The sequence below is a fragment of the Inquilinus limosus genome (assembly GCF_051487185.1).
Taxonomy (GTDB): domain Bacteria; phylum Pseudomonadota; class Alphaproteobacteria; order DSM-16000; family Inquilinaceae; genus Inquilinus; species Inquilinus limosus_F.
Genome location: NZ_JAHVDK010000020.1, coordinates 94,547 through 114,523, shown reverse-complemented (window position 1 = coordinate 114,523; position 19,977 = coordinate 94,547). Strand labels below are relative to the sequence as shown.

At 68.8% G+C, this 19,977-nt stretch carries 20 protein-coding genes; 11 read left to right on the top strand and 9 right to left on the bottom strand.

The window, feature by feature from the left end:
• The first annotated feature begins 180 nt into the window (after positions 1 to 180).
• Genes KXR53_RS22355 through KXR53_RS22340 form a run of 4 tightly spaced genes read left to right on the top strand, consistent with a single transcriptional unit; the run spans position 181 to position 4,101 of the window.
• A complete protein-coding gene (locus tag KXR53_RS22355; RefSeq protein WP_437377482.1) occupies positions 181 to 1,680 on the top strand; it encodes a glycosyltransferase family 39 protein in 1,500 nt (499 codons plus the stop codon).
• 8 nt (positions 1,681 to 1,688) lie between these two features.
• Positions 1,689 to 2,705 carry a glycosyltransferase family 2 protein gene (locus KXR53_RS22350; protein WP_437377481.1) on the top strand — a complete coding sequence of 339 codons (1,017 nt, stop codon included), beginning with the start codon at positions 1,689 to 1,691 and terminating at the stop codon, positions 2,703 to 2,705.
• On the top strand, positions 2,671 to 3,579 hold the full coding sequence (locus tag KXR53_RS22345; RefSeq protein ID WP_437377480.1) for a ChbG/HpnK family deacetylase: 909 nt from the start codon (positions 2,671 to 2,673) through the stop codon (positions 3,577 to 3,579). The genes KXR53_RS22350 and KXR53_RS22345 overlap by 35 nt, the downstream gene beginning before the upstream one ends.
• A 36-nt stretch (positions 3,580 to 3,615) precedes the next feature.
• On the top strand, positions 3,616 to 4,101 hold the full coding sequence (locus tag KXR53_RS22340) for a YajQ family cyclic di-GMP-binding protein (protein ID WP_437377520.1): 486 nt from the start codon (positions 3,616 to 3,618) through the stop codon (positions 4,099 to 4,101).
• Positions 4,102 to 4,147: 46 nt separating this feature from the next.
• Here KXR53_RS22340 and KXR53_RS22335 read toward each other — a convergent pair whose 3' ends face one another.
• Positions 4,148 to 5,893: a calcium-binding protein gene (locus KXR53_RS22335; RefSeq protein WP_437377479.1), complete on the bottom strand. Its 1,746-nt coding sequence runs from the start codon at positions 5,891 to 5,893 to the stop codon at positions 4,148 to 4,150.
• 398 nt (positions 5,894 to 6,291) lie between these two features.
• Between KXR53_RS22335 and KXR53_RS22330 the strand changes: the two genes are divergently transcribed.
• A complete protein-coding gene (locus tag KXR53_RS22330; protein WP_437377478.1) occupies positions 6,292 to 6,732 on the top strand; it encodes a YbaY family lipoprotein in 441 nt (146 codons plus the stop codon).
• Positions 6,733 to 6,743: 11 nt separating this feature from the next.
• Here KXR53_RS22330 and KXR53_RS22325 read toward each other — a convergent pair whose 3' ends face one another.
• On the bottom strand, positions 6,744 to 7,211 hold the full coding sequence (locus tag KXR53_RS22325; protein ID WP_437377477.1) for a nucleoside deaminase: 468 nt from the start codon (positions 7,209 to 7,211) through the stop codon (positions 6,744 to 6,746).
• A 4-nt stretch (positions 7,212 to 7,215) separates the two neighbouring features.
• Positions 7,216 to 7,779 (bottom strand): AAA family ATPase, encoded by a 564-nt coding sequence (locus KXR53_RS22320; RefSeq protein WP_437377476.1) that lies wholly within the window; start codon positions 7,777 to 7,779, stop codon positions 7,216 to 7,218.
• A 101-nt stretch (positions 7,780 to 7,880) separates the two neighbouring features.
• Here KXR53_RS22320 and KXR53_RS22315 point away from each other — a divergent pair, with 101 nt between their 5' ends.
• Complete coding sequence (locus tag KXR53_RS22315; RefSeq protein ID WP_437377475.1) at positions 7,881 to 8,288, top strand: NUDIX hydrolase; 408 nt, start codon at positions 7,881 to 7,883, stop codon at positions 8,286 to 8,288.
• On the opposite strand, the gene KXR53_RS22310 is transcribed toward KXR53_RS22315, so the two are convergent.
• Positions 8,285 to 8,803, bottom strand: coding sequence for a hypothetical protein (locus tag KXR53_RS22310; RefSeq protein WP_437377474.1), 519 nt, complete (start codon positions 8,801 to 8,803; stop codon positions 8,285 to 8,287). The genes KXR53_RS22315 and KXR53_RS22310 overlap by 4 nt on opposite strands.
• Before the next feature lie 108 nt (positions 8,804 to 8,911).
• Positions 8,912 to 9,892 (bottom strand): aldo/keto reductase, encoded by a 981-nt coding sequence (locus KXR53_RS22305; protein WP_437377473.1) that lies wholly within the window; start codon positions 9,890 to 9,892, stop codon positions 8,912 to 8,914.
• 392 nt (positions 9,893 to 10,284) lie between these two features.
• Between KXR53_RS22305 and KXR53_RS22300 the strand changes: the two genes are divergently transcribed.
• Complete coding sequence (locus KXR53_RS22300) at positions 10,285 to 12,726, top strand: S8 family serine peptidase (protein WP_437377472.1); 2,442 nt, start codon at positions 10,285 to 10,287, stop codon at positions 12,724 to 12,726.
• Between the two features lie 217 nt (positions 12,727 to 12,943).
• Positions 12,944 to 13,651: a Crp/Fnr family transcriptional regulator gene (locus tag KXR53_RS22295; protein WP_437377471.1), complete on the top strand. Its 708-nt coding sequence runs from the start codon at positions 12,944 to 12,946 to the stop codon at positions 13,649 to 13,651.
• Positions 13,652 to 13,657: 6 nt separating this feature from the next.
• Here the strand turns inward: KXR53_RS22295 and KXR53_RS22290 are convergent, their stop codons facing one another.
• On the bottom strand, positions 13,658 to 14,038 hold the full coding sequence (locus KXR53_RS22290; RefSeq protein ID WP_437377470.1) for a winged helix-turn-helix transcriptional regulator: 381 nt from the start codon (positions 14,036 to 14,038) through the stop codon (positions 13,658 to 13,660).
• Positions 14,039 to 14,293: 255 nt separating this feature from the next.
• Here KXR53_RS22290 and KXR53_RS22285 point away from each other — a divergent pair, with 255 nt between their 5' ends.
• Entirely contained in the window at positions 14,294 to 14,605 is a 312-nt protein-coding gene (locus KXR53_RS22285) for a general stress protein (protein WP_026870263.1), read from the top strand.
• A 113-nt stretch (positions 14,606 to 14,718) separates the two neighbouring features.
• On the opposite strand, the gene KXR53_RS22280 is transcribed toward KXR53_RS22285, so the two are convergent.
• The 3 genes from KXR53_RS22280 to KXR53_RS22270 form a co-directional block, all read right to left on the bottom strand.
• The gene (locus KXR53_RS22280; protein WP_437377469.1) at positions 14,719 to 15,231 is read right to left on the bottom strand and encodes a ferritin-like domain-containing protein; all 513 of its coding nucleotides are present in this window, start codon (positions 15,229 to 15,231) and stop codon (positions 14,719 to 14,721) included.
• 120 nt (positions 15,232 to 15,351) lie between these two features.
• The gene (locus tag KXR53_RS22275; RefSeq protein WP_026870265.1) at positions 15,352 to 16,053 is read right to left on the bottom strand and encodes a PhoH family protein; all 702 of its coding nucleotides are present in this window, start codon (positions 16,051 to 16,053) and stop codon (positions 15,352 to 15,354) included.
• Positions 16,054 to 16,442: 389 nt separating this feature from the next.
• Positions 16,443 to 17,363 carry a LysR family transcriptional regulator gene (locus KXR53_RS22270; protein ID WP_437377468.1) on the bottom strand — a complete coding sequence of 307 codons (921 nt, stop codon included), beginning with the start codon at positions 17,361 to 17,363 and terminating at the stop codon, positions 16,443 to 16,445.
• Positions 17,364 to 17,479: 116 nt separating this feature from the next.
• Between KXR53_RS22270 and KXR53_RS22265 the strand changes: the two genes are divergently transcribed.
• The gene (locus KXR53_RS22265) at positions 17,480 to 18,763 is read left to right on the top strand and encodes an MFS transporter (protein WP_437377467.1); all 1,284 of its coding nucleotides are present in this window, start codon (positions 17,480 to 17,482) and stop codon (positions 18,761 to 18,763) included.
• Positions 18,764 to 18,892: 129 nt separating this feature from the next.
• The gene (locus KXR53_RS22260) at positions 18,893 to 19,969 is read left to right on the top strand and encodes an AbrB family transcriptional regulator (protein ID WP_437377466.1); all 1,077 of its coding nucleotides are present in this window, start codon (positions 18,893 to 18,895) and stop codon (positions 19,967 to 19,969) included.
• Positions 19,970 to 19,977: the final 8 nt, after the last annotated feature.

Below are 19,977 nucleotides of genomic sequence, written 5' to 3'. Positions count from 1 at the left end.
TCGGTTGCCGTGCCTACCGGCCGCGGCCAAGTGTTCCTATCGAGCAGCGACGACATCGTGAGCACCGAGGCGGTCCGATCCGCATCCGTCATGGAAACCCCCGTCCCCATGGGGAAGAGGCCTGGCGCCGGCATCGCTGAGGCCGGGACGGCCGTGGGAGCGGGGCCGTGCGACCGAGCCTTGTGGGTACCGGCCCTGCTCGGCGCCGGTTTCGTGGGCTGGACCCTGCTGCCGGCCTGGCTCGCTGGCAGCCTGCATCCGGACACGCTCGAAGGGCTGTACTGGGGGCAGCACTGGCTGTGGGGCTACCACAAGCATCCGCCGCTGGCGGCGTGGTCCTCGGAGCTGGTCCACGCCGTCTTCGGCAGCGCCGACTGGGCCTATTACGCGCTGAGCCAAGCCTTCATCGCCGCCAGCATCGCCGGCATCTGGCTGCTGGCGCGCGACGTCGCCGGGCGCCGTTCCGCGCTGGTGGCCGCGGTGCTGCTGGTCCTGACGCACTACACCACTTACGACGCGCCGCGCTTCAACCCGAACGTGGCGCAATTCGCCTTCTGGGCCTGGACGCTGGCGCTGTTCTGGCGCGCCCAGACCCGCGACCGCACGATCTGGTGGATCCTGACCGGGCTCACCGCCGGGTTGGGAGTCCTGTCGAAATATTCGATGGCCGTGCTGCTGGTCACGCTCCTCTCCTATCTGCTTCTGTCATCCTCGGGCCGGCGGCACTTCGCCCGGCCAGGCCTCTATCTCGGGCTGACGGCCTTCCTGCTGGTGATCGCGCCGCATCTGCTGTGGCTGGTCCGGAACGACTTCGTCACCCTCGGCTATCTGGCGGAACGAAGCGACCAGACCCTGACCGGCCCGGCGGGCCATCTGACCGCGCCCCTCGCCTTCCTGGCCGACCAGGCCTTCGCCGTCGCCCCGATGCTGCTGGCGGCGACCATCGGCCTCGTCCCCCTTGGGCGGGGACGGATCGCGCCTCTCCTTCACCTTGCCCGCCGGCGGCTGCGCTCCCCGGCCGGGCAGTACCTCGCCTTCGTCTATCTCGCTCCGATCACGGTCCTTGCCCTCGCCTCCGCTGCCACCGGCATCCGCATCCGGACGATGTGGGGCATGAGCTTCGTGCTGGCCGCGCCGCCGCTCCTGGCGCTGCTGCTGCCGGCGCTCGCCGCCCCCGGCCCGTCGGGGGCGCGCTTCCGCACCGCCGCCCTGGCGCTGGCGCCGGCCTTCGCGATCGCCTTCGTCGGGCTGCTGCTGGTGAAGCCCGGCCTGTCCGGCGTGCCGAACATCATGAATCTCGACGGCCCCGCCCTGTCGGCGGCGGCGGAGGCGCTGTGGCGGAACAGCCAGGCCGGGGCGCCGGAGACCGTGATCGGCACGATCCCGGAAGCCGGCACCGTCTCGCTCTACGCCGCCGCGCGGCCGCAGGTCTTCGAAGACGCCGATCCGTCGCTGTCGCCCTGGGTCGACCCGGCCCGCCTGCTGCGGACCGGCGCCCTCTACGCCTCCCGGCGCCGGCCCGAGCCGGGCCGGCCGATCGCCGGCCTGTGCCCGCAGGACATCATGGAATATGCCTGGCCGGCGCGGACAGCGCTCGGAACGCCGCTTCGCGACCGCACTGTCTGGCTCGCCGTGCTGCCCGGCCGAGCCACCCCGGCCGTCACCTGTCCCGTGGGATGAAGGCTGCGATGAACCACACCGTCCGGACCACCCCGCGCCGCTTGTCCATCGTCGTGCCGCTGTACAACGAGGCTGACTCGGTGGCAGCGCTGCACCGGCAGCTCGAAGCCCTGGCCGCCCGGCTGGACGAAGCCCACGGCCTGGCGGTCGAGGTGATCTATGTCGATGACGGCAGCCGGGATGGCAGCGCCGGGGTGATCGCCGCCCTGCCGGAGGGCCGGGTGCGGGTGGAGCTGATCCGCCTCAGCCGCAACTTCGGCAAGGAGGCGGCACTGACCGCCGGCCTCGACGCCGCCATGGGCGATGCGGTGGTGTTCATGGATTCGGACGGCCAGCACCCGCCGGAACTGATCGACACCTTCGTCCATCACTGGCTGGTCGATGGCGACGACATCGTCTACGCCGTGCGCCGCCGGCGGCAGGAAGGGCCGGTCTACCGGCTGCTGGTCCGGTCCTTCTACGGGCTGATGAATTCCGGCAACGCCTTCCGCATCACGCCGGATGCGGCCGATTTCCGCCTTTTGTCGGCACGGGCGGCGGAGGCGCTGCGCGGCCTCAGGGAGCGCGGCCGGTTCTTCAAGGGCCTGTCGGTCTGGGTCGGGTTCCGGCAGCGCCGGATCGACTACCAGCCGGCCGAGCGGATCGGCGGCACGACCAAATGGTCGTTCTGGAAGCTGCTGCTGCTGTCGCTCAACGGCGTGACGTCGTTCAGCCGCATGCCGCTGAGGATCTCGACGCTGCTGGGCTTCGCCATGGCCCTCGCCGCCTTCGCCTATGGGTTGTGGATCACCGCGGTCTGCCTGGTCGAGGGCGTGGCCCTGCCCGGCGTGCCCGGTGTGATCGACATCCTGGTGCTGATCGGCGGCGTGCTGCTGATCAATCTCGGCATCCTCGGCGAATATCTCGGCCAGATCCTCGACGAGGTGAAGGACCGTCCCCTCTATGTCGTCGCCGAGCATATGCGGCGGGACCGTGTGGAAGAGCTGCCCCATGTCCTCCAGGCGTATCACGCTGGTCGCCGATGACTACGGCCTGGCCCCCGGCGTCTCGCTGGCGATCCGCCAGCTCCTGTCGACGGGGAGCCTGTCCGGCACGAGCTGCCTGACGGTCGGGGCGTCCTGGCCCGAGGAAGCCGAACTGCTGCGCGGCCTTCCCGCCGATGCCGGACCGATCGAGGTCGGCCTGCATCTGTGCCTCACCGGCCCCTTCGCCCCGCTGTCGCCGCAGCTGCGCGTCGATGCCGGCTGGTACCGGTTCCCGAACCTCGCCGCCATGGCCCGGCTGAGCTTCGGCCGGCGACTGCCGCAGGGCGCCCTGTCGGCCGAGATCGAGGCGCAATACGCCGCCTTTGTCGCCGCCTTCGGCCGGGCACCCGATTTCATCGACGGGCACCAGCATGTCCATCTTCTCCCGGGGATCGCGGAGACCCTGGCGCTGACGCTGCGCTCGGCCACGATCCGGCCGCGCTGGATCCGGCGCTGCGGCGACCGGCCGTGGCGGATCCTGCGCCGCCCCTTCGCTGCGAAATCCCTCGCCCTCCAGGCCCTGAGCCTGCGGTCCGACGCCGTGCTCGAGCCGGTGGCCGAGCGGCGGAACGACAGCTTCTGCGGGGTCTATGATTTCGCCGACCGCGACTACGCCGCGCTGTTCGAGCGTTGGCTCGAGACCGCGCCGGATCGGACCGTGATCATGTGCCATCCCGGCGTGGTCGACGCCCGGCTCGCCGCCCTCGATCCGGTCCTCTGGCCGCGCGAGGCCGAATACCGCTACTTCGCCGGAACGGAGTTCCGGCGCACGCTGCAGCGGCACGGCGCGACGCTGGCGCCCTTCGGCACGCCGGCGGCGGCGAATGCGCCCGGCGCGGCCGCGGAGGCTCCCTTCCGCCGGCAAATCGGCTAGACTCGCCGGGTCTCATCCGCAGATCCCGGAATGGCCATGCCATCCTTCGACATCGTCTCCAAGACCGACCTCACCGAAGTCGACAACGCCATCGCCGGCGTAACCCGCGAGGTGGCGCAGCGCTTCGACTTCAAAGGGTCGAAATGCTCGATCGAGCGCAGCGACAACACGCTGACGATCCTGGCCAACGACGACCTGAAGCTGAAGCAGATGCACGAGCTGCTGCGCGGCTATTTCGCCCGCCGCAAGCTCGACGCCGGCGCGCTCGATTTCAAGGCGCCGGAGAAGGCCTCCGGCAACATGGTGCGGCAGGAGGTGGTGGTGAAGCAGGGCATCGACCGCGACCTGGCCAAGACCATCATCAAGGCGATCAAGGACAGCAAGCAGAAGGTCCAGGCCGCGATCCAGGGCGACGAGCTGCGCGTCAGCGGCAAGAAGATCGACGACCTGCAGGCCACCATCGCGCTGGTCCGCGGCCTGAAGATCGAGCAGCCGCTGCAGTATCTCAACTTCCGGGACTGACGCGGGGGCTGGGGCGCCGATCCCCGCGGGGACGGCGCCCGCCCGGTCAGAGCACGAAGTCGGCCGCGGTCAGGGTGGCGGTTCCCTGCACCAGGATGGCGAAATCGGCGACCATGTCGCCGTTCACGTCGCCCTCGACCAGAAGGTCGTCACCCGCGGTGGTGAAGCGCACCTCCGCTCCCGCCCCGGTGAAGGGATCGGTGCCGATGAAGCTGAAAGTGCTGTTCCCGTTGCCCACGTTGCCGTCCGCATCGATCTGACTGAGGTCGATCTTGTCCTGCTCCAGGCTGTTGAGGTCCTGGATCGTGTCGCGGCCCGCGACGGCGACGGTGCTGTCGCCAACAGCCCGGTAGGTGAAGAAGTCTCCCCCGAGCCCGCCGTTCAGCACATCGGCCCCGCCGGCCCCGGTGAGCCGATCATTGCTGTCCTCGCCGGACAGCATGTTGGCGCCACTATTGCCCGTCAACGTGTCGCCGCGGGCGGAGCCGGTCAGGTTCTCGACGCCGACGAACACATCGCCCTGGGCATCGCCGAAGCGGGCCGTGCCGGTGCCGAGATCGACCGTGACGCCTAGGCTCGAGTGCGCGTAGCTGGCCGTGTCGATGCCATCGCCCCCGTCGAGGCGATCCACACCGAGGCCCCCGTCGAGGACATCATCGCCCGCACCGCCTCGCAGCACATCCGCCCCGCCGTTACCGGCCAGCGAATCGTTGCCGATTTCGCCCCAGATCCCGTTGTCGGCGCCGTCGCCGGTCAGCGCGTCGTCATGGGAGCTGCCGACCAGGTTCTCGATACCCGACAGCGTGTCCCCGGCGGCCGAACCGCCGGCGCCGGTGCCGGACTGCAGATTGACCTGCACCCCGGCCGTGCTGTCGCCGTAGGTTGCGGTATCAATGCCGGCGCCGCCGATCAGTTGGTCCGCCCCGGCGCGGCCCGCGAGATAGTCGTTTCCGGAGCCACCATCGAAACGATCGTTTCCGGCGCTCCCGGTCAGGGTGTCAGCGAAGGCGCCGCCGACCACACGGTTGACATTGGTGAAGGTGTCGCCGTCGGCATCACCGCCCATGGCGATGCCGCTGGTGAGGCTGAGGACGATTCCCGTCGCGATCCCGTCATAGGAGACGGTGGCCAGATGGGCGCCGTCGAAATGATCAGCGCCGGCGCCGCCCATCAGGACGGCGGTCGCGGTCGTGCCGAGCAACGTGTCGGCGCCGCCCTCCCCCCGTAGGATGTCGTTCCCGGTTCCGCTGACCAGAGTGTCGTCGCCGTCCCCGCCGAACAAGAGGTCGTCGCCCGCGCCCCCCTCCAGCCGGTTGTCTCCGCCGCTTCCCTTCAGCACATCACTGCCGCTGCCGCCGACGGCGTTCTCGATGCTGACATAGGTGTCGCCGAACGCGCCCCCGGTGATCCCTTGGGCGAGTTCGAGGTCGACTCCCACCGCGGCGCTGAGATCCCCGTAATCGACCGTGTCGCTGCCGTCGCCGCCATCAATGGTATCGCCGCCGCCGGAACCGCTCAGCCGGTCGTCCCCCGCCAATCCCTGCAGGTGGTTGACGACCCCGGCGCCGTTATCTCCGATCAGCCGGATGACGTCGTTGAAGTTGCTGCCGACGGCGTTTTCGATCGAAGTCACCTGGGGGCCGCCGTTGAACTGGGCCCCTGACGTCCGGTTCACGAAGCTGACCGTATCGTCGCCGCTGCCTCCGAACAGATAGGTGATAAACCCTCCGTCATCGAGCCGGAACAGATCGTCGCCGGCGCCGCCATCCATGACGTAGACACCGATGTTCACGGCAATCACGTCGTCGCCGCCATTACCGTAGATGTACGGAGTCCCGCCCAGATTGACGAGGATCTCATTATAGCCTGGATAGGAACCCGGCGCGCCCGGCGAGTGGATAAAGTCACTCCCCTCCGTTCCATTGTAATTTGGCACGATATTCCTCCATATATTATCGAAAATGATGGCAATCCTATCAACTCAGTCGCCCAAATCAAGGATCGAACTTCTAAAATATTATTGCGCTTCATAGTTCGGATATTTCAGGTTGAGCCGTAATAAAGCAACCGCTCCGGATCCCTCAACCGCCCTGGCGAATCGAGGAAGGAGGTCCATCGAGGCGCAACCGATTGACGCGCGGAGCGTTGTCTCCCGACAGTGCATTGGCTCGTTTGGGCCTGGAGAGACCGATGAACCGCTTGTCCCTTCTCGCCGTCACCCTGGCTGCGGCCTTCGTCCTCGCCGCCTGCGGCCCGACCGGAGAACCCGTCACGCCCATGCAGACGGCCACGCCCGCCGCCAGCGCCGCCGTCACCGGCACCGCGACCTATCGCGAGCGCATCGCCCTGCCGGCGGATGCGGAGCTGATCGTGCAGCTGCTCGACGTCTCGCTGGCCGATGCGCCGTCGACGGTGATCGCCGAGCAGCGCATCGCCCCGGTCCGCGTGCCGGTGTCCTTCACCCTGTCTTACGACCCGGCGCGGATCGATCAGAGCCACCTCTACGCCGTCTCGGCCCGGGTCGAGCGCGGCGGCCAGCTGCTGTTCGTCACCGACACCCGCCACCCGGTGCTGACCCAGGGGGGCGGCAGCAACGTCGAGATCACGATGGTGCGGGCGCAATCGCGTTAGCCGCGCCCTGATCAAGCCTTCTGCCGGTCGCGCCACAGCGCATAGAGGTCGAGACCGTCCGGCCGCACCGGCAGGTGACGGATGGCCATCGCCTGCTCGGCCAAAGGCTTGGCCAGCTCGGCATAAACCCCGGCGGTGGACAGGCCGTAGGGCGCCCCGTCCTCGTTCGAATAGGCGTAGTACACCGCCGTGACGCCGGTCATGATCATGGCGGCGAGGCACATCGGGCAGGGATGGCCGCTGGCGTAGACGGTGCAGCCGTCGAGCCGGAGGGCGCCGAGCGCGCGGCTCGCCGCCCGGATCGCCTGCAGCTCGGCATGCGCCGTGGGGTCGCCGGTGGCGCCCATCTGGTTGACCCCGTTGGCGACCACGGCGCCGTCCCGCACCACGATCGCACCGAAGGGCCGGCCCCCCTCGTCCTCGACATTGCGGCGGGCGAGCTCGATCGCCTGGGCGAGGAAGCGTTCGTGCATCGTCATCGTCTCACACCCCTCGTGCCGGCAGTCCCCGCCGGGTCTCGGCGATGCGGGCCAGGATAGCATCGACGGTCTCGTCGACGGTCATCACCGAGCTGTCGAGCCACAGCCCGAGCCGCGGCGTGTCGGCACGCAGGCCGCGATCCAGGTCGGCGGGCGTCCAGGCGCCGTACCCCGTCTTCACCCGACCTGCTTCGCGCTCGGCCACGGCCTCGGGCGACGGGCAGAGCACGACGATGCCGAATGACCGGCCGCGCAGCAGCTCGGCGACCCGTGCCAGCGCGGGCCCGAGGATCACGTCCTGCCAGATCACGGCGAAGCCGGCCTCGGCATAGCGCCCGGCCGCCATCGCCGCCAGCTCGTACCGGAGGTCGAGCTGGCGCAGCACCTCGGCCGGCAGGTCCGGCGTCACCTCGACCCGGCCGGAGACGATCATGCGCCGGAACACGTCGCCGCGCAGATGCACCGCGCGCGGCAGCCGCTCGGCCAAGGTCTGGGCCACGGTCGACTTGCCCGCCGCCATGATGCCGGTGACGACGAGGATGTCGGGCATCTCGGTTTCGGTTGGCATAGCGGCAAGGCTCCTAGACCATCCCTATGGTAGACAGGTTCACGGCCCGACAACGACCGCCGTATTTTAGACGTCCAACGGCAATGGATGAGGTCAGCTCGATGAAGCATATCGCCTGCGCCATCCTGCTGCGCGACGACCACATCCTGCTGGGCCGCCGGGCGCCGCAGCGCCGGTTCTATCCGGACTGCTGGGACGTGCTGGGCGGGCATCTCGAATCCGGAGAAACGCCGGAACAGGCGTTGATCCGTGAGGTGCAGGAGGAGGCGGGTGTCACGCCCCTCCACCACCGCCTGATCGCGACGTTGGCGGATCCCGATCCCACCCGGAATGGCGAGGCCCTGTGCCACATTTTCGTCGTCACCGGCTGGGCCGGGGGCGAGCCGCAGGTGCTGGGCGACGAGCACAGCGAGATCCGGTGGATGCCGATCGCCGAAGCCGCCCTGCTACCCGACCTGGCGATCGAGGACTACCGCGACATCTTCCGGTCGTTGGCCTCGGCCTCCTAGGCCCGGCCGCTGCACTCCCGCACCAGCAGGGTCTGGAACCAGTCGTCCTTCAGCAGGAAATTGAGGTTCTTGGCGATGGCGTCGTCCACCGCGCGGTCCACCGACTGGCCGCGGGCGACGGTGAAGGTGGTGCCGAAGGCCTGGTCGAACTCGACATTGTTGCCGACGGTCAGGACGTAGCGGATGTCGACGCCGTAATGCTCCTCCGCCCCCGCGCGGTCGACCTTGAAGTCGCGGATCGTGCCGTCGAGGACGCAGCGCGCCGAGTTCAGACCGGCGCCGGCGCGGCGCAGCTCGGCCTTCAGGGCGTTGGTGACATAGCCCGGCACGTCCCGGACGCTGCCCTGCGGCGCCACCCCGCCGCGCGGCTGATAGCCCATCGGATTGACCGCGATCGATCCGGTCAGATGCGCCGTGGTCCGCGGCTGATAGCCGGTGCGCGGCCCCGGCCCCGGCGGCTGCACGGCGCAGGCGGCGACCAGGAGAGCGAGGGCGAGCGGCAGGCGACGCGGCATCGAGTGGGCTCCGATGGTTCCAACGGGGCCCGAACGCCCCGCCCCGACATAGCCTCGCCGCCGCCGCAGGGTCAATCCGATGCAGGTGCCGCCGGCCCCGCCACGGGCTCAGCGGAAGCCGGTCACCCGGTGCGGCACATAGGGAGCCTCCAGCGCCGCGATCTCCTCTGCGGTCAACTGCAAGGACAGCGCGGCCACGGCGTCATCGAGATGCTCGACCTTGGTGGCACCGACGATCGGGGCCGTGATCCCCGGCTGCTGCAGCACCCAGGCCAGCGCCACCTGGGCCCGCGGCACGCCGCGCGCCCGGGCGACCGCAGCCACCGCCTCCACCACCTTGCGGTCGGCCTCGGCGGTCGCGGCATAGAGCGTCTTGCCAAACTCGTCGGTCTCCGACCGGGCGCTGGTCTCGTCCCAGTCGCGCGTCAACCGGCCGCGGGCCAACGGGCTCCAGGGAATCACGCCGATCCCCTCCGCCCGGCACAGCGGCAGCATCTCCCGCTCCTCCTCTCGATACAGCAGGTTGACGTAGTTCTGCATCGAGACGAAACGGGTCCAGCCGTGGCGATCGGCCAAGTACAGCGCCTTGGCGAACTGCCAGGCATGCATCGAGGACGCGCCGATGTAGCGGGCCTTGCCGGCCCTGACCACGTCGTGCAGCGCCTCCAGCGTCTCCTCGATCGGCGTCTCCGGATCCCAGCGGTGGATCTGGTAGAGGTCGACATAGTCGGTGCCGAGGCGGCGCAGGCTGTTGTCGATCTCGCTCAAGATCGCCTTGCGCGACAGGCCGGCGCCGTTCGGTCCCGGTCGCATCCGGCCATGCACCTTGGTCGCCAGCACGATCTCGTCGCGCCGCGCATATTCCTTCAGCGCCCGGCCGACGATCTCCTCGCTGCTGCCGTCCGAATAGACATTGGCCGTGTCGAAGAAATTGATGCCGAGGTCCAGCGCCTTGCGGATGAAGGGCCGGCTCTCCGCCTCGCCCAGCGTCCAGGGATGGGTGCCGCGCCCGGGATCGCCATAGCTCATGCAGCCGAGGCAAAGACGCGACACGTCAAGGCCGGTCCGGCCCAGTCTCGTATAGTCCATGATCTCGTTCCGTCTGGCGGGGCCGCCGGCGATCGCCGGACGGCAAGGGATCCGCGGCCCGATAGGGGGCGGCGTCCTCAGTCTAAGGCGACGGGACGCAGCCGGGAAAGCCGTCAGCGCCGGTCGCGGCCCGGCGTCGCAGCGGGGCATCTCTCAGTCGCCGCCGATTCCCTTCATCGAATTTTAGACAAAATCAGACAAATCCGAAGAGACCAATCTTTTCCGTGACGCTCAGCACAGGGAAATATGAGAAAAGAATTGGGCAAAATTCCCAGAGCAAACAAAGGCGCAGGAATATCTATTGCACCTTTGCTTCGCTTGTAGGCTGAATTCCGACAACGTGCCTTTCCGGAGAGAAAAAGGCATCGTCCAACAACTGTGGAGGCAAACGCATGTCAGACACGATTCGAGGGGCTGTCCTGTCCGCCGGGGAGGACCCGCTGCTCGATCTGCAGTGGCACCTCAAAGGGCCGGAGGCGAACGGCGCCAATGTCGAGGCGGTGTGGGCGGACTACACCGGCAAGGGCATCAGGATCGCCATCCACGACGACGGCATCCAGCTCGATCATCCGGATCTGGCGCCCAACATCGACCGTTCGCTGTCGATCTACGCCGTGACCGGCGAGGAGGCGCCGAACTATGTGCCGTCATCGGTCGACAATCACGGCACCGGCGTCGCCGGCGTCGCGGCGGCGGCCGGCAACAACGGGCTCGGCGGCCGCGGCGCCGCCTATGAGGCGACGCTCGTCGCCATCCACGATCCCACCATCGCCGGCGTCCCGACGCTGGCCGCGATCTTCAACGCCCGCAACCACGCCGCCGAGCACGCCGACATCATCAACGGCAGCTGGGGCTATGCCGACGACCTGGACAACGGCGTCCTGCGCGACAATTTCGACGATCCCTACTTCGCCCCGGTCCGGGACGCGACGATCAACGCCGCCGAGAACGGCCGCGGTGGGCTCGGCACCATCATCGTTCAGGCCGCCGGCAACGGTCGCGAGGACGACGACAACACCAATTATCACTCCTTCGACAACAACCGTTACACCATCTCGGTCGCGGCGGTCGCCGACGACGGCAAGACCTCCTGGTACAGCAACCCGGGCGCCGCGATCCTGGTCGCCGCGCCGAGCAGCGGCTTGACCGGCACCAATGAGCGCATCGTCACCACCGATCGCACCGGCGACGACGGCTACGGCGCCGGCGACTATCAGGGCGTCAACAACGTCCGCGGCTTCGGCGGCACCTCCTCCGCCGCGCCGCTGGTGTCGGGGATCGTCGCCCTGATCCTCGAGGCCAACCCCGACCTCGGCTGGCGCGACGTGCAGGAGATCCTGGCGATCTCGGCCCGCCAGTCGGATCCGGACGAGGCGATCCAGGTCAACGGCGCCCACAACTGGAACGGTGGCGGCTATACCGTCAGCCACGACTACGGCTTCGGCGCGGTCGACGCGCTGGCCGCGGTGCGGCTGGCCGAGACCTGGGGCGCCGCCCACACCAGCCACAACGAGGTGAAGGTCGAGAAGACCGTGCTCCTCGGGCAGGCCGGCGCGATCGCCGACAATCCGGCGGCGCCGCTGGTCTCCACCGCCGTGATCAGCCAGGGCATCGACATCGACCGCGTCGAGGTCACGGTCAAGCTGCAGCACGAGGAGATGGGCGACCTGAAGATCGAGCTGGTTTCCCCGGACGGCACCTCGAGCCTGCTGTTGGACACGCCGACCACGGCGGCCGACTTCATCACCGATCTGCACTTCACCTTCGGCAGCACGCTGCTGCGCGGCGAGACCGGCCAAGGCACCTGGACGCTGCGGGTCACCGACACGGAAGGCAACGACAAGACCGGCCTGCTCGAATCCTGGACCCTGAAGCTGTATGGCGACGCGCTGTCGGCCGACGACACCTACTACTACACCAATGATTTCGCCAAGCTGACCGCCACTTCGCGCCTGACGCTGGCGGACACGGATGGCGGCAGCGACACGATCAACGCCGCCGCCCTGTCGACGGCGAGCGACATCGACCTCGGCACCGGCAGGGCCAGCCTTGCCGGCAAGTCGGTGACATTCGCCGCGGGGTCGATCGAGAACGCCTTCGGCGGCGATCTGGGCGACACGCTGGTCGGCAGCGCCGTGGCAAACCAGCTGCATGGCGGCCGAGGGGACGACACGCTGATCGGCCGGGCCGGCGACGACCGCCTCCACGGCGACAACGGCAATGACGTGCTTCGCGGCGGCGCCGGGGCCGACGTCCTGCATGGCGGCGCCGGAATCGATCTGGCGAGCTACTTCGACAGCTCGGTCGGCGTCACCATCAACCTGGCCACCGGCACCGCCCGCGGCGGCGATGCGCAGGGCGATCTGCTGGTCAGCATCGAGAGCGTCAGCGGCAGCCAGGGCAAGGACAGCCTCGTCGGCAGCGACGGGGCCAACACCCTGTCCGGCAACGACGGCGATGACGTGATCAACGGCGGCGGCAGCCGGGACAGCCTGCGAGGCGGCGCCGGCACCGACCGCTTCGTCTACTCGTCGATCCAGGACAGCGGGATCGGCGCGAATGCCGACCGGATCGGCGGCTTCAGCCACGGCCAGGGCGACCTGATCGACCTCAGGCTGATCGACGCCAACACCCTCGTCTCCGGCGATCAGGCCTTCACCTTCATCGGCAGCGGCCTGTACACGCATGCGGCGGGAGAGCTGCGCTTCGCCGTCAATGCGCATGGCAGCGGCACCGTCACCGTTGCCGGCGACATCGACGGCGACGGCGTGTCCAACTTCCACATCGTGCTCAACGGCGTCGCCGGCCTGGTCGCCGCCGATCTCCTGCTTTGATCCTACCGTTCCGGTAAAATTGCCGGGGGGCCGCTCTTCGGAGCGGCCCTTTCCGCTTCGGCGACGGACCGTTCCGCCGAGCTTCGACGGAACTCGGACCCCATTGCCGCGTTGGTACGATGCTGACGCCGGAGACCCGGCGCTCCTTGCCTTCCAGCTGTGTCTCGCGGCTGCCGCCGCTGTGCTCGATTGCGTCAGTCCGCACAGGGAGCCTGCCATGTCTCCTCACGACCTGACGGTGAAGCTCGACGCCGACATGCCGCAGCTCAAGGTTCTCGATCCCGAGCTGCTCGACTACATTCAGCAGCGCCAGGTCGACGACGTCATCTATCCGGCCGGCGCCCGGATCATCGCGGAGGGGGAGCCGGATCCGCCGCTTTACACCGTGACCAGCGGCTGGGCGATGCGATTCAAGACGCTGCAGGACGGGCGCAGGCAGATTCTGTCCTTCGTCATGCCGGGCGATGTGATCGGATTCCAGGCCCAGTTCTTCGACAGCGCGGTCACCTCGATCGAGGCGATCACCGAGATTTCCCTCTGCGTCGTCCCGTATCACGACATCGCCGGGCTGCATGACGCCCAGCCGGAGATCGCCCTGCGCTTCGCGGCACTGGCCGCGGACCAGAAGCGCGTGATGGAGGAACAGCTCCTGTCGCTGGGCCAGCGCACGGCGCTGGAGCGGGTGGCGGCACTGATCCTGGAGCTGTACGGCCGGGCCGAGGCGCGCGACATGGTGCGGGACGGCGGCATGCCCTTCCCGCTGACCCAGCGGCACATCGCCGACGCGCTCGGCATCTCGCTGGTGCACGCCAATCGGACGCTGATGCGGCTGCAGCGCGATGGGCTGTTCCGGATCAGGGGGCGTCGGCTGCAGATGCTGGATGCGCCGGCCCTGGAAAAAATGGCGCAGAAGCGGACGAGTTGAGCGGCGTTACGCCGCCTCCGCGGCCGGCGGGACATAGGCCATCCGGGCGGCGCGCACCTGGTGGTGATGCTCGTCGGCCCAGTGCACCAGGGCGTTCAGCGGCTCCATCAGCGACTGGCCCAGCGGCGTCAGCGCGTAGTCGACCCGCGGCGGGATGGTCGGATGGACCGTGCGCGACACCAGGCCGTCCTGCTCCAGCCGGCGCAGCGTCTGCGCCAGCATGCGCTGGGAGATGTCGCCGATCTCGCGCTTGACCACGGTGAAGCGCTTCATCCCCGGCGCCAGCGTCTGCAGCACCAGCAGGCTCCAGCGGTCGCCGATGCGGTCCAGCACATCCCGGATCGGACAGGGGTGGAACGCCCCATCCACCATCTTGCGCGCCACCATGACCCCGCTCCCCCTTTCGCCTGCAGCCACACGCCAGTATATTATCGGAACCGAGGTCCTGGCGGGAACCGAAAGCTGTCGCAGGCAGCAAAGCCGCCGGATCGGATCAGAGATCATGGGCCGCGCCTTGGCAGAGCCGAAGGCTACCCAAACGAAGCCGACGCACCGGCTCTAAATTAAGGATTTTTCATTGGGAACCCGGCTTCGCTGCGGCCTATTCCCATGGCGTGAGCCCACAACAAGGGAGCTTGGACCATGGCGAACAGCCAGACTCCGCACCGGGGTGGCGCCGGCAACTTCGCTTACAACCGGGAGCGTGCGGCGGCGGCTGGCCGCAAGGGCGGTCAGATGAGCAGCGGCAATTTCGCCCATGACCCGGCGCGTGCGGCGGAGGCGGGCCGCAAGGGCGGGCAACACAGCGGCGGCAATTTCAAGAACGATCCGGCACGCGCCGCGGCGGCCGGCCGCAAGGGCGGGCAGGAGAGCGGCGGCAACTTCGCCCATGATCGCGAGCGTGCGGCCGAGGCGGGCCGGAAGGGTGGCCTGTCCGGCCACGGACCGCATTGACGCCACCCCGTTGAATTCGCTCCATCCGGGCAGGCTCGAGCCTGCCCTTCTTTTTTGCCTGCGTCCGGCCGGGCCGCCGTCAGGACTCGGCGGCCGGCCGGTCGTGCCGTGCCTCAGGCGGCCTGCGGATGGGCATGCTGGGCTGCCGCGACGTTGATCGCGGTCTTGGCCAGCTTGGTCAGCTTCTCGTCCGTCGCCTTCTCCTCCGCCAGCGTCTCCAGCAGCAGGTTCAAGGCCTGGTCGTGCTTCATCGCCTTGGCCCAGGTGCTGACAGTGCCATAGGCCGCGATCTCGTAATGCTCGACCTTCTGCGCCGCCGCGATCAGCGCGGCGTCGAGCGCATCGGGCTCGAGCCCGAGCTCGGTCAGCTCCTGCGCCTCGGCCAGCAGCCCTTCCATCGCCTCGCATTTCTGACCGCGCGACGACACGTCGAGGCTCTCGAACACATTGTCCAGGCGCTCGACCTGGGTCTTGGTCTCCTCGAGATGCTGCTCGAAGCCCTGCTTCAGCTCCGCATTGCTGGCGGCGCGCGCCAGCTTCGGCAGCGCCCGGGTGAGCTGCCGCTCGGCGTTGTAGATATCCCTGAGCTCGTTGATGAATAGATCATGCAGCGTCTTCGTTGCCATGGCCGGCCTCGCTGTGGCTGATGATGGGAACGGATGGCCGCCGGGCAACCCGGCGGCCATCTTTCCAAGGCAATGGCAGCGATCGGCCCGCGGTTCCACGGGCCCGGAGGTGCTGATGCGTCAGGCCAGGAGCGGCATCATCGCCGCCACCAGCGGGTGGCGCACAATATCGGCGGTGGTCAGGCGGACGACGGCGACGCCGTCCAGCGGCTCCAGCCGCCGCGCCGCCTCCTCCAGCCCCGACAGGCCCGGCAGCAGGTCGGTCTGGTCAGGGTCGCCGGTGATCACCATGGTCGAGTGCCAGCCGAGGCGGGTCAGCAGCATCTTCAACTGCTGGAAGGTCATGTTCTGCGCCTCGTCGACGATGACGAAGCTGCGCGAGATGGTGCGGCCGCGCATATAGGCCAGCGGCGCGATCTCGACGATCCCCTCCTTGGTCATCTGGCGCACCTGCTTGGCGCCGAGACGGTCGGACAGCGCGTCGTAGATCGGGCGCATCCAGGGGTCCATCTTCTCGTTGATGTCACCGGGCAGGTATCCAAGGCTCTCGCCCGCCTCCACCACCGGCCGGGTGATGACGATGCGGCTGATCCGTTCGGCGGTCAGCGCCTCGACCGCCTTGGACACGGCGAGATAGGTCTTGCCCGTGCCGGCAGGCCCGAGCGCGAGGGTCATGGCATGGCCATCGATGGCCTTCATCAACGCTTCCTGATTGGCGGTCCGCGGCTTGACCGTCTTCAGGTAGCTCTGCTCCCGGAAATCGTCGTCGTAGCCCTCGCTGATCGCGACGACACGGGCACTGGAGGCGTTGCGTTTGGCCATGGAACGTCGTCCTTTGCTCTCGCTTGCATCCTCGAAGATGGGATCCCAGCCACCGCCTCCTTCATTGGGAGATCTCATTTGCCGGAATCCTCCTTCAGGTCGGGTGGAACAGGACAGGTTGCGGATCGGAGGGCTGAAAACGACAAACGCCCCTGCGAGGGGCGTTCGAACGGGTGTCGATGCTGAGTCTGGCCCTGGTCGGAGCCGGGAAGCGGATGGTGATGCCAGGCTGCAGCCCGTCGCATGTCGCCTTTCCGATCACAGGCGACGAAATCGCGTCGCCGGATAGAAGAGTCGCATCATCCTCCGTGCTGCACCAGCGAAAAGAACGAGCGACACGGAAAATTCATACCAATTGTGGCCGAACCGCGCCGCGGGTGCAGCTAAATCTAGCGGCTACTACCAAAAGATGAATCGACCCGCGTCGCCATTTCGATGAAGGCGCGCGCCGCCGGGGAGGTCTCGTCGCGGCGCCAGGTCAGCCACATGGTGGTGACGGCGCCCGGATCGGACAGCCGGCGGAACACCACGCCTTCGACCTGGATCCGCTGCAGCGAGGCCGGCAGCAGCGATACGCCGAGCCCGGCCGCGACCAGCCCGACGATGGTGGAGACCTCGCGCGCCTCCTGCCCCAGCCGCGGGCTGAAGCCGGCATCCCGGCACAGGCCGATCATCTGGTCGTACAGGCTTGTGCCGGCGTCGCGCGGATAGCAGACGAAGGATTCGCCGGCGAGCTCGACCAGCGCGATCGGCGCCGGCGCCCCCGCGGCCAGGGCATGGTCGGCGCGCAGCACGGCCACCAGCGGGTCGCGGAACAGCTCGCGCACCTCGATCTCCTCCGGCACCGGCGGGAAGGTCGGGTTGCGCAGGAAGCCGATCTGCAGCCGTCGCTCCGCCAGAGCCTCGATCTGCTGGCGGGTCGGCATCTCCTGCAGCTCCAGATGCACGTCCGGGTGGCTGCGGCGGAACGCGAAGATCGTCTGCGGGATCAGCGTGGTGAAGGGGGCGGAGGCGGTGAAGGCGATGCGGATCTCGCCGATCTCGCCGCGCTGGGCCCGGCGCGCCACCTCCGCCGCCCGGTCGGCGGCGGCCAGCACCGTCCGCGCCTGCTCCAGGAACAGCCGCCCGACCTCGGTCAGCGCCACCCGGCGGTTGCTGCGCTCGAACAGCCGGGCGCCGAGCTCCTCCTCCAGCGCCTGGATCTGCTGACTCAGCGGCGGCTGCGAAATGCCGAGCCGCGCCGCCGCCCGGCCGAAATGCAGCTCCTCGGCCAGGGCCACGACATAGCGCAGATGCCTCAGTTCCATCATTCGTCAAAGCTATCAAATGTGCCGCCAAACATATTGGACACTATCAATCGGCGGGACCATGTTTTTCCGCAAAGGCCGGGCGCCTTCCCTTCCGCAGGCCCGGCCGGAGAGATCCCGTGACGTCATCGATCCAGTCGCTGCCGCGCCCGTCCGCGCCCCCGTCCATAGCCCACGCCGTCCCGGCCGGGACGATCGCGGCCGAGGACCTCGTCGCCTATATCGAGCACGGCACCGCCGCGTTCCACCGCACCAACCTGGCGCTGTTCGCCGCCGGCTTTGCCACCTTCGCCCTGCTCTACTGCGTGCAGCCGCTGATGCCGGTCTTCGCTGGGACCTTCGGGGTCGGCGCCGCCGAGAGCAGCCTGTCGCTGTCGCTGACCACCGGCACGCTGGCCTTCGCCATGCTGGGGGCCAGCGCCCTGTCCGAAGCCTGGGGCCGCAAGCCGGTGATGCTGGCCTCGCTGTTCGCCTCGGCGCTGCTGACCGTGCTGACGGCGCTGATGCCGTCCTGGCACGGCCTCCTGCTGCTGCGGGCGTTGATGGGGCTGACGCTCAGCGGGTTGCCGGCCGTCGCCATGGCCTATGTCAGCGAGGAGATGCATCCGCGCTCGGTCGGGCTGGCCATGGGGCTGTTCATCGGTGGCAGCGCCCTGGGCGGGTTAGGCGGACGCTTGATCGCCGGCGTGCTGACCGATCTCGGCTCCTGGCGCCTGGGGCTCGGCGTGGTCGGGCTGACCGGCCTCATCTGCGCGGTCTTGTTCTGGCGCAGCCTGCCGCCCTCGGCCCATTTCCGCCCCCGGCCGCTGCGGCCGCGGGCGCTGCTCGCCGCCTTCGCCGACCATCTGCGCGACCCAGGGCTCCGCTGGCTGTTCCTCGAAGGCTTCCTGCTGATGGGCGCCTTCGTCACCCTCTACAACTACACCGGCTTCCGGCTGCTGGTGCCGCCCTTCGGGCTGAGCCAGACCGTCGTGGCGGCGATCTTTGTCGTCTATCTGGTCGGCATCGGCGCCTCGATCTGGGTCGGCCATCTCGCCGGGGTGCTCGGCCGCCGTCGGGTGTTCTGGACGCCGATCGCGCTGATGCTGGCCGGCATCGCCCTGACGAGCAGTGACGCGCTGTGGGCGATCGTCACCGGCGTCGCGGTCCTGACCTTCGGCTTCTTCGGCGCCCATTCGGTGGCCAGCAGCTGGGTCGGCCGGCGGGCGCGACAGGCCCGGGCCCAGGCCTCCTCGCTCTACCTGTTCTTCTACTATCTCGGCTCCAGCGTCGCCGGCTCGCTCGGCGGCATCGCCTGGACCGGCTGGGGCTGGCCGGGCATCACCCTGATGATCGGTGCCCTGGTCTTGGCGGCGCTGCTGATCGCGCTCCGCCTCATCGCCCTGCCGCCGCGTCAGCCCTGATGCGCCTGTCGGCGGAGATGCACGCCTTCGCGGTCGAGTCTATCCTGCCGCGCATCGGAATCGTCTCCCAGGCCGCGGACATCGTGCTCGGCCGATCCTGAGGCGGAAAGCGAGGCTGCAGTGGTTTCCATGAGCGGCTCGGCAACGCCGAGCCTGGCCAAGCTGCCGCGTGCCGGGCAATGGGCTCTCCTGCTGGTTGCTTCGGCTGCCATGGCCGGCCTGCTGGAGGCCGCCGACCTGCCCGCGGCCCTGCTGCTGGGGCCGATGATCGCCGGCATCGCGGTCGGCGTCGGCGGCGGCACCATCCGGGTGCCGCGCCGGCCCTATTTCGGCGCCCAGGCGATCATCGGTTGTCTGATCGCCGCCGCGATCACGCCGACGATCCTGGCCTCGTTCCTGCAGGACTGGCCGCTGTTCCTGGCGATCGTGCTGTCGACACTGGTCGCCAGCAGCGTGCTCGGCTGGCTGATGAGCCGCTGGCAGGTGCTGCCCGGGACCACCGGCGTCTGGGGTTCCTCCCCCGGCGCGGCGACCGCCATGGTGCTGATGGCGGAGGCGTTCGGCGCCGATGCCCGGCTGGTCGCCTTCATGCAGTACCTCCGCGTCGTCTGCGTCGCCACCGCGGCCTCGGTTATCGCCCGCGTCTGGATCGATGCCGGCGCCGCCGGCCCACCGGCCATCATCTGGTTCCCGCCGCTCGACGCAGGCCCGTTCGCCGTGACGCTGGCCCTGGCCGGACTCGGCGCCGTGGCCGGGCGGCTGCTGCGCATTCCGGCCGGCCCGATGCTAGTGCCGCTGGTGGTCGGGGCGGTGCTGCACTCCTTGGGCCTGATCGAGATCGAGCTGCCGGAATGGCTGCTCGCCATCGCCTACGCCCTGGTCGGCTGGAACATCGGCCTTGGCTTCACCCGGTCGGTCCTACAGCATGCCGCCCGCGCGCTGCCGCAGATCCTGCTGTCGATCCTGGTGCTGATCGCGTTCTGCGGCGGGCTGGCCTATGTGCTGGTGCGGACGCTCGGGGTCGACCCGCTGACCGCCTATCTCGCGACCAGCCCCGGCGGCATGGATTCGATCGCCATCATCGCCGCCTCCAGCGATGTCGACCTGCCCTTCGTCATGGCGCTGCAGACCGTGCGCTTCTTCCTGGTGGTGCTGCTGGGCCCGACGGTGGCGCGCTTCATCGCCCGGCGGACGCGGCACGTTTGATAGGCGGC

Coding starts and splice junctions, on each gene's coding strand:
- KXR53_RS22325 (WP_437377477.1), bottom strand. CDS start 7,211: ATGACGATGCACGAACGCTTCCTCGCCCAGGCGATCGAGCTCGCCCGC.
- KXR53_RS22305 (WP_437377473.1), bottom strand. CDS start 9,892: ATGGACTATACGAGACTGGGCCGGACCGGCCTTGACGTGTCGCGTCTT.
- KXR53_RS22295 (WP_437377471.1), top strand. CDS start 12,944: ATGTCTCCTCACGACCTGACGGTGAAGCTCGACGCCGACATGCCGCAG.
- KXR53_RS22290 (WP_437377470.1), bottom strand. CDS start 14,038: ATGGTGGCGCGCAAGATGGTGGATGGGGCGTTCCACCCCTGTCCGATC.
- KXR53_RS22275 (WP_026870265.1), bottom strand. CDS start 16,053: ATGGCCAAACGCAACGCCTCCAGTGCCCGTGTCGTCGCGATCAGCGAG.
- KXR53_RS22345 (WP_437377480.1), top strand. CDS start 2,671: ATGTCCTCCAGGCGTATCACGCTGGTCGCCGATGACTACGGCCTGGCC.
- KXR53_RS22270 (WP_437377468.1), bottom strand. CDS start 17,363: ATGATGGAACTGAGGCATCTGCGCTATGTCGTGGCCCTGGCCGAGGAG.
- KXR53_RS22330 (WP_437377478.1), top strand. CDS start 6,292: ATGAACCGCTTGTCCCTTCTCGCCGTCACCCTGGCTGCGGCCTTCGTC.
- KXR53_RS22340 (WP_437377520.1), top strand. CDS start 3,616: ATGCCATCCTTCGACATCGTCTCCAAGACCGACCTCACCGAAGTCGAC.
- KXR53_RS22320 (WP_437377476.1), bottom strand. CDS start 7,779: ATGCCAACCGAAACCGAGATGCCCGACATCCTCGTCGTCACCGGCATC.
- KXR53_RS22280 (WP_437377469.1), bottom strand. CDS start 15,231: ATGGCAACGAAGACGCTGCATGATCTATTCATCAACGAGCTCAGGGAT.
- KXR53_RS22260 (WP_437377466.1), top strand. CDS start 18,893: ATGAGCGGCTCGGCAACGCCGAGCCTGGCCAAGCTGCCGCGTGCCGGG.
- KXR53_RS22300 (WP_437377472.1), top strand. CDS start 10,285: ATGTCAGACACGATTCGAGGGGCTGTCCTGTCCGCCGGGGAGGACCCG.
- KXR53_RS22310 (WP_437377474.1), bottom strand. CDS start 8,803: ATGCCGCGTCGCCTGCCGCTCGCCCTCGCTCTCCTGGTCGCCGCCTGC.
- KXR53_RS22285 (WP_026870263.1), top strand. CDS start 14,294: ATGGCGAACAGCCAGACTCCGCACCGGGGTGGCGCCGGCAACTTCGCT.
- KXR53_RS22350 (WP_437377481.1), top strand. CDS start 1,689: ATGAACCACACCGTCCGGACCACCCCGCGCCGCTTGTCCATCGTCGTG.
- KXR53_RS22315 (WP_437377475.1), top strand. CDS start 7,881: ATGAAGCATATCGCCTGCGCCATCCTGCTGCGCGACGACCACATCCTG.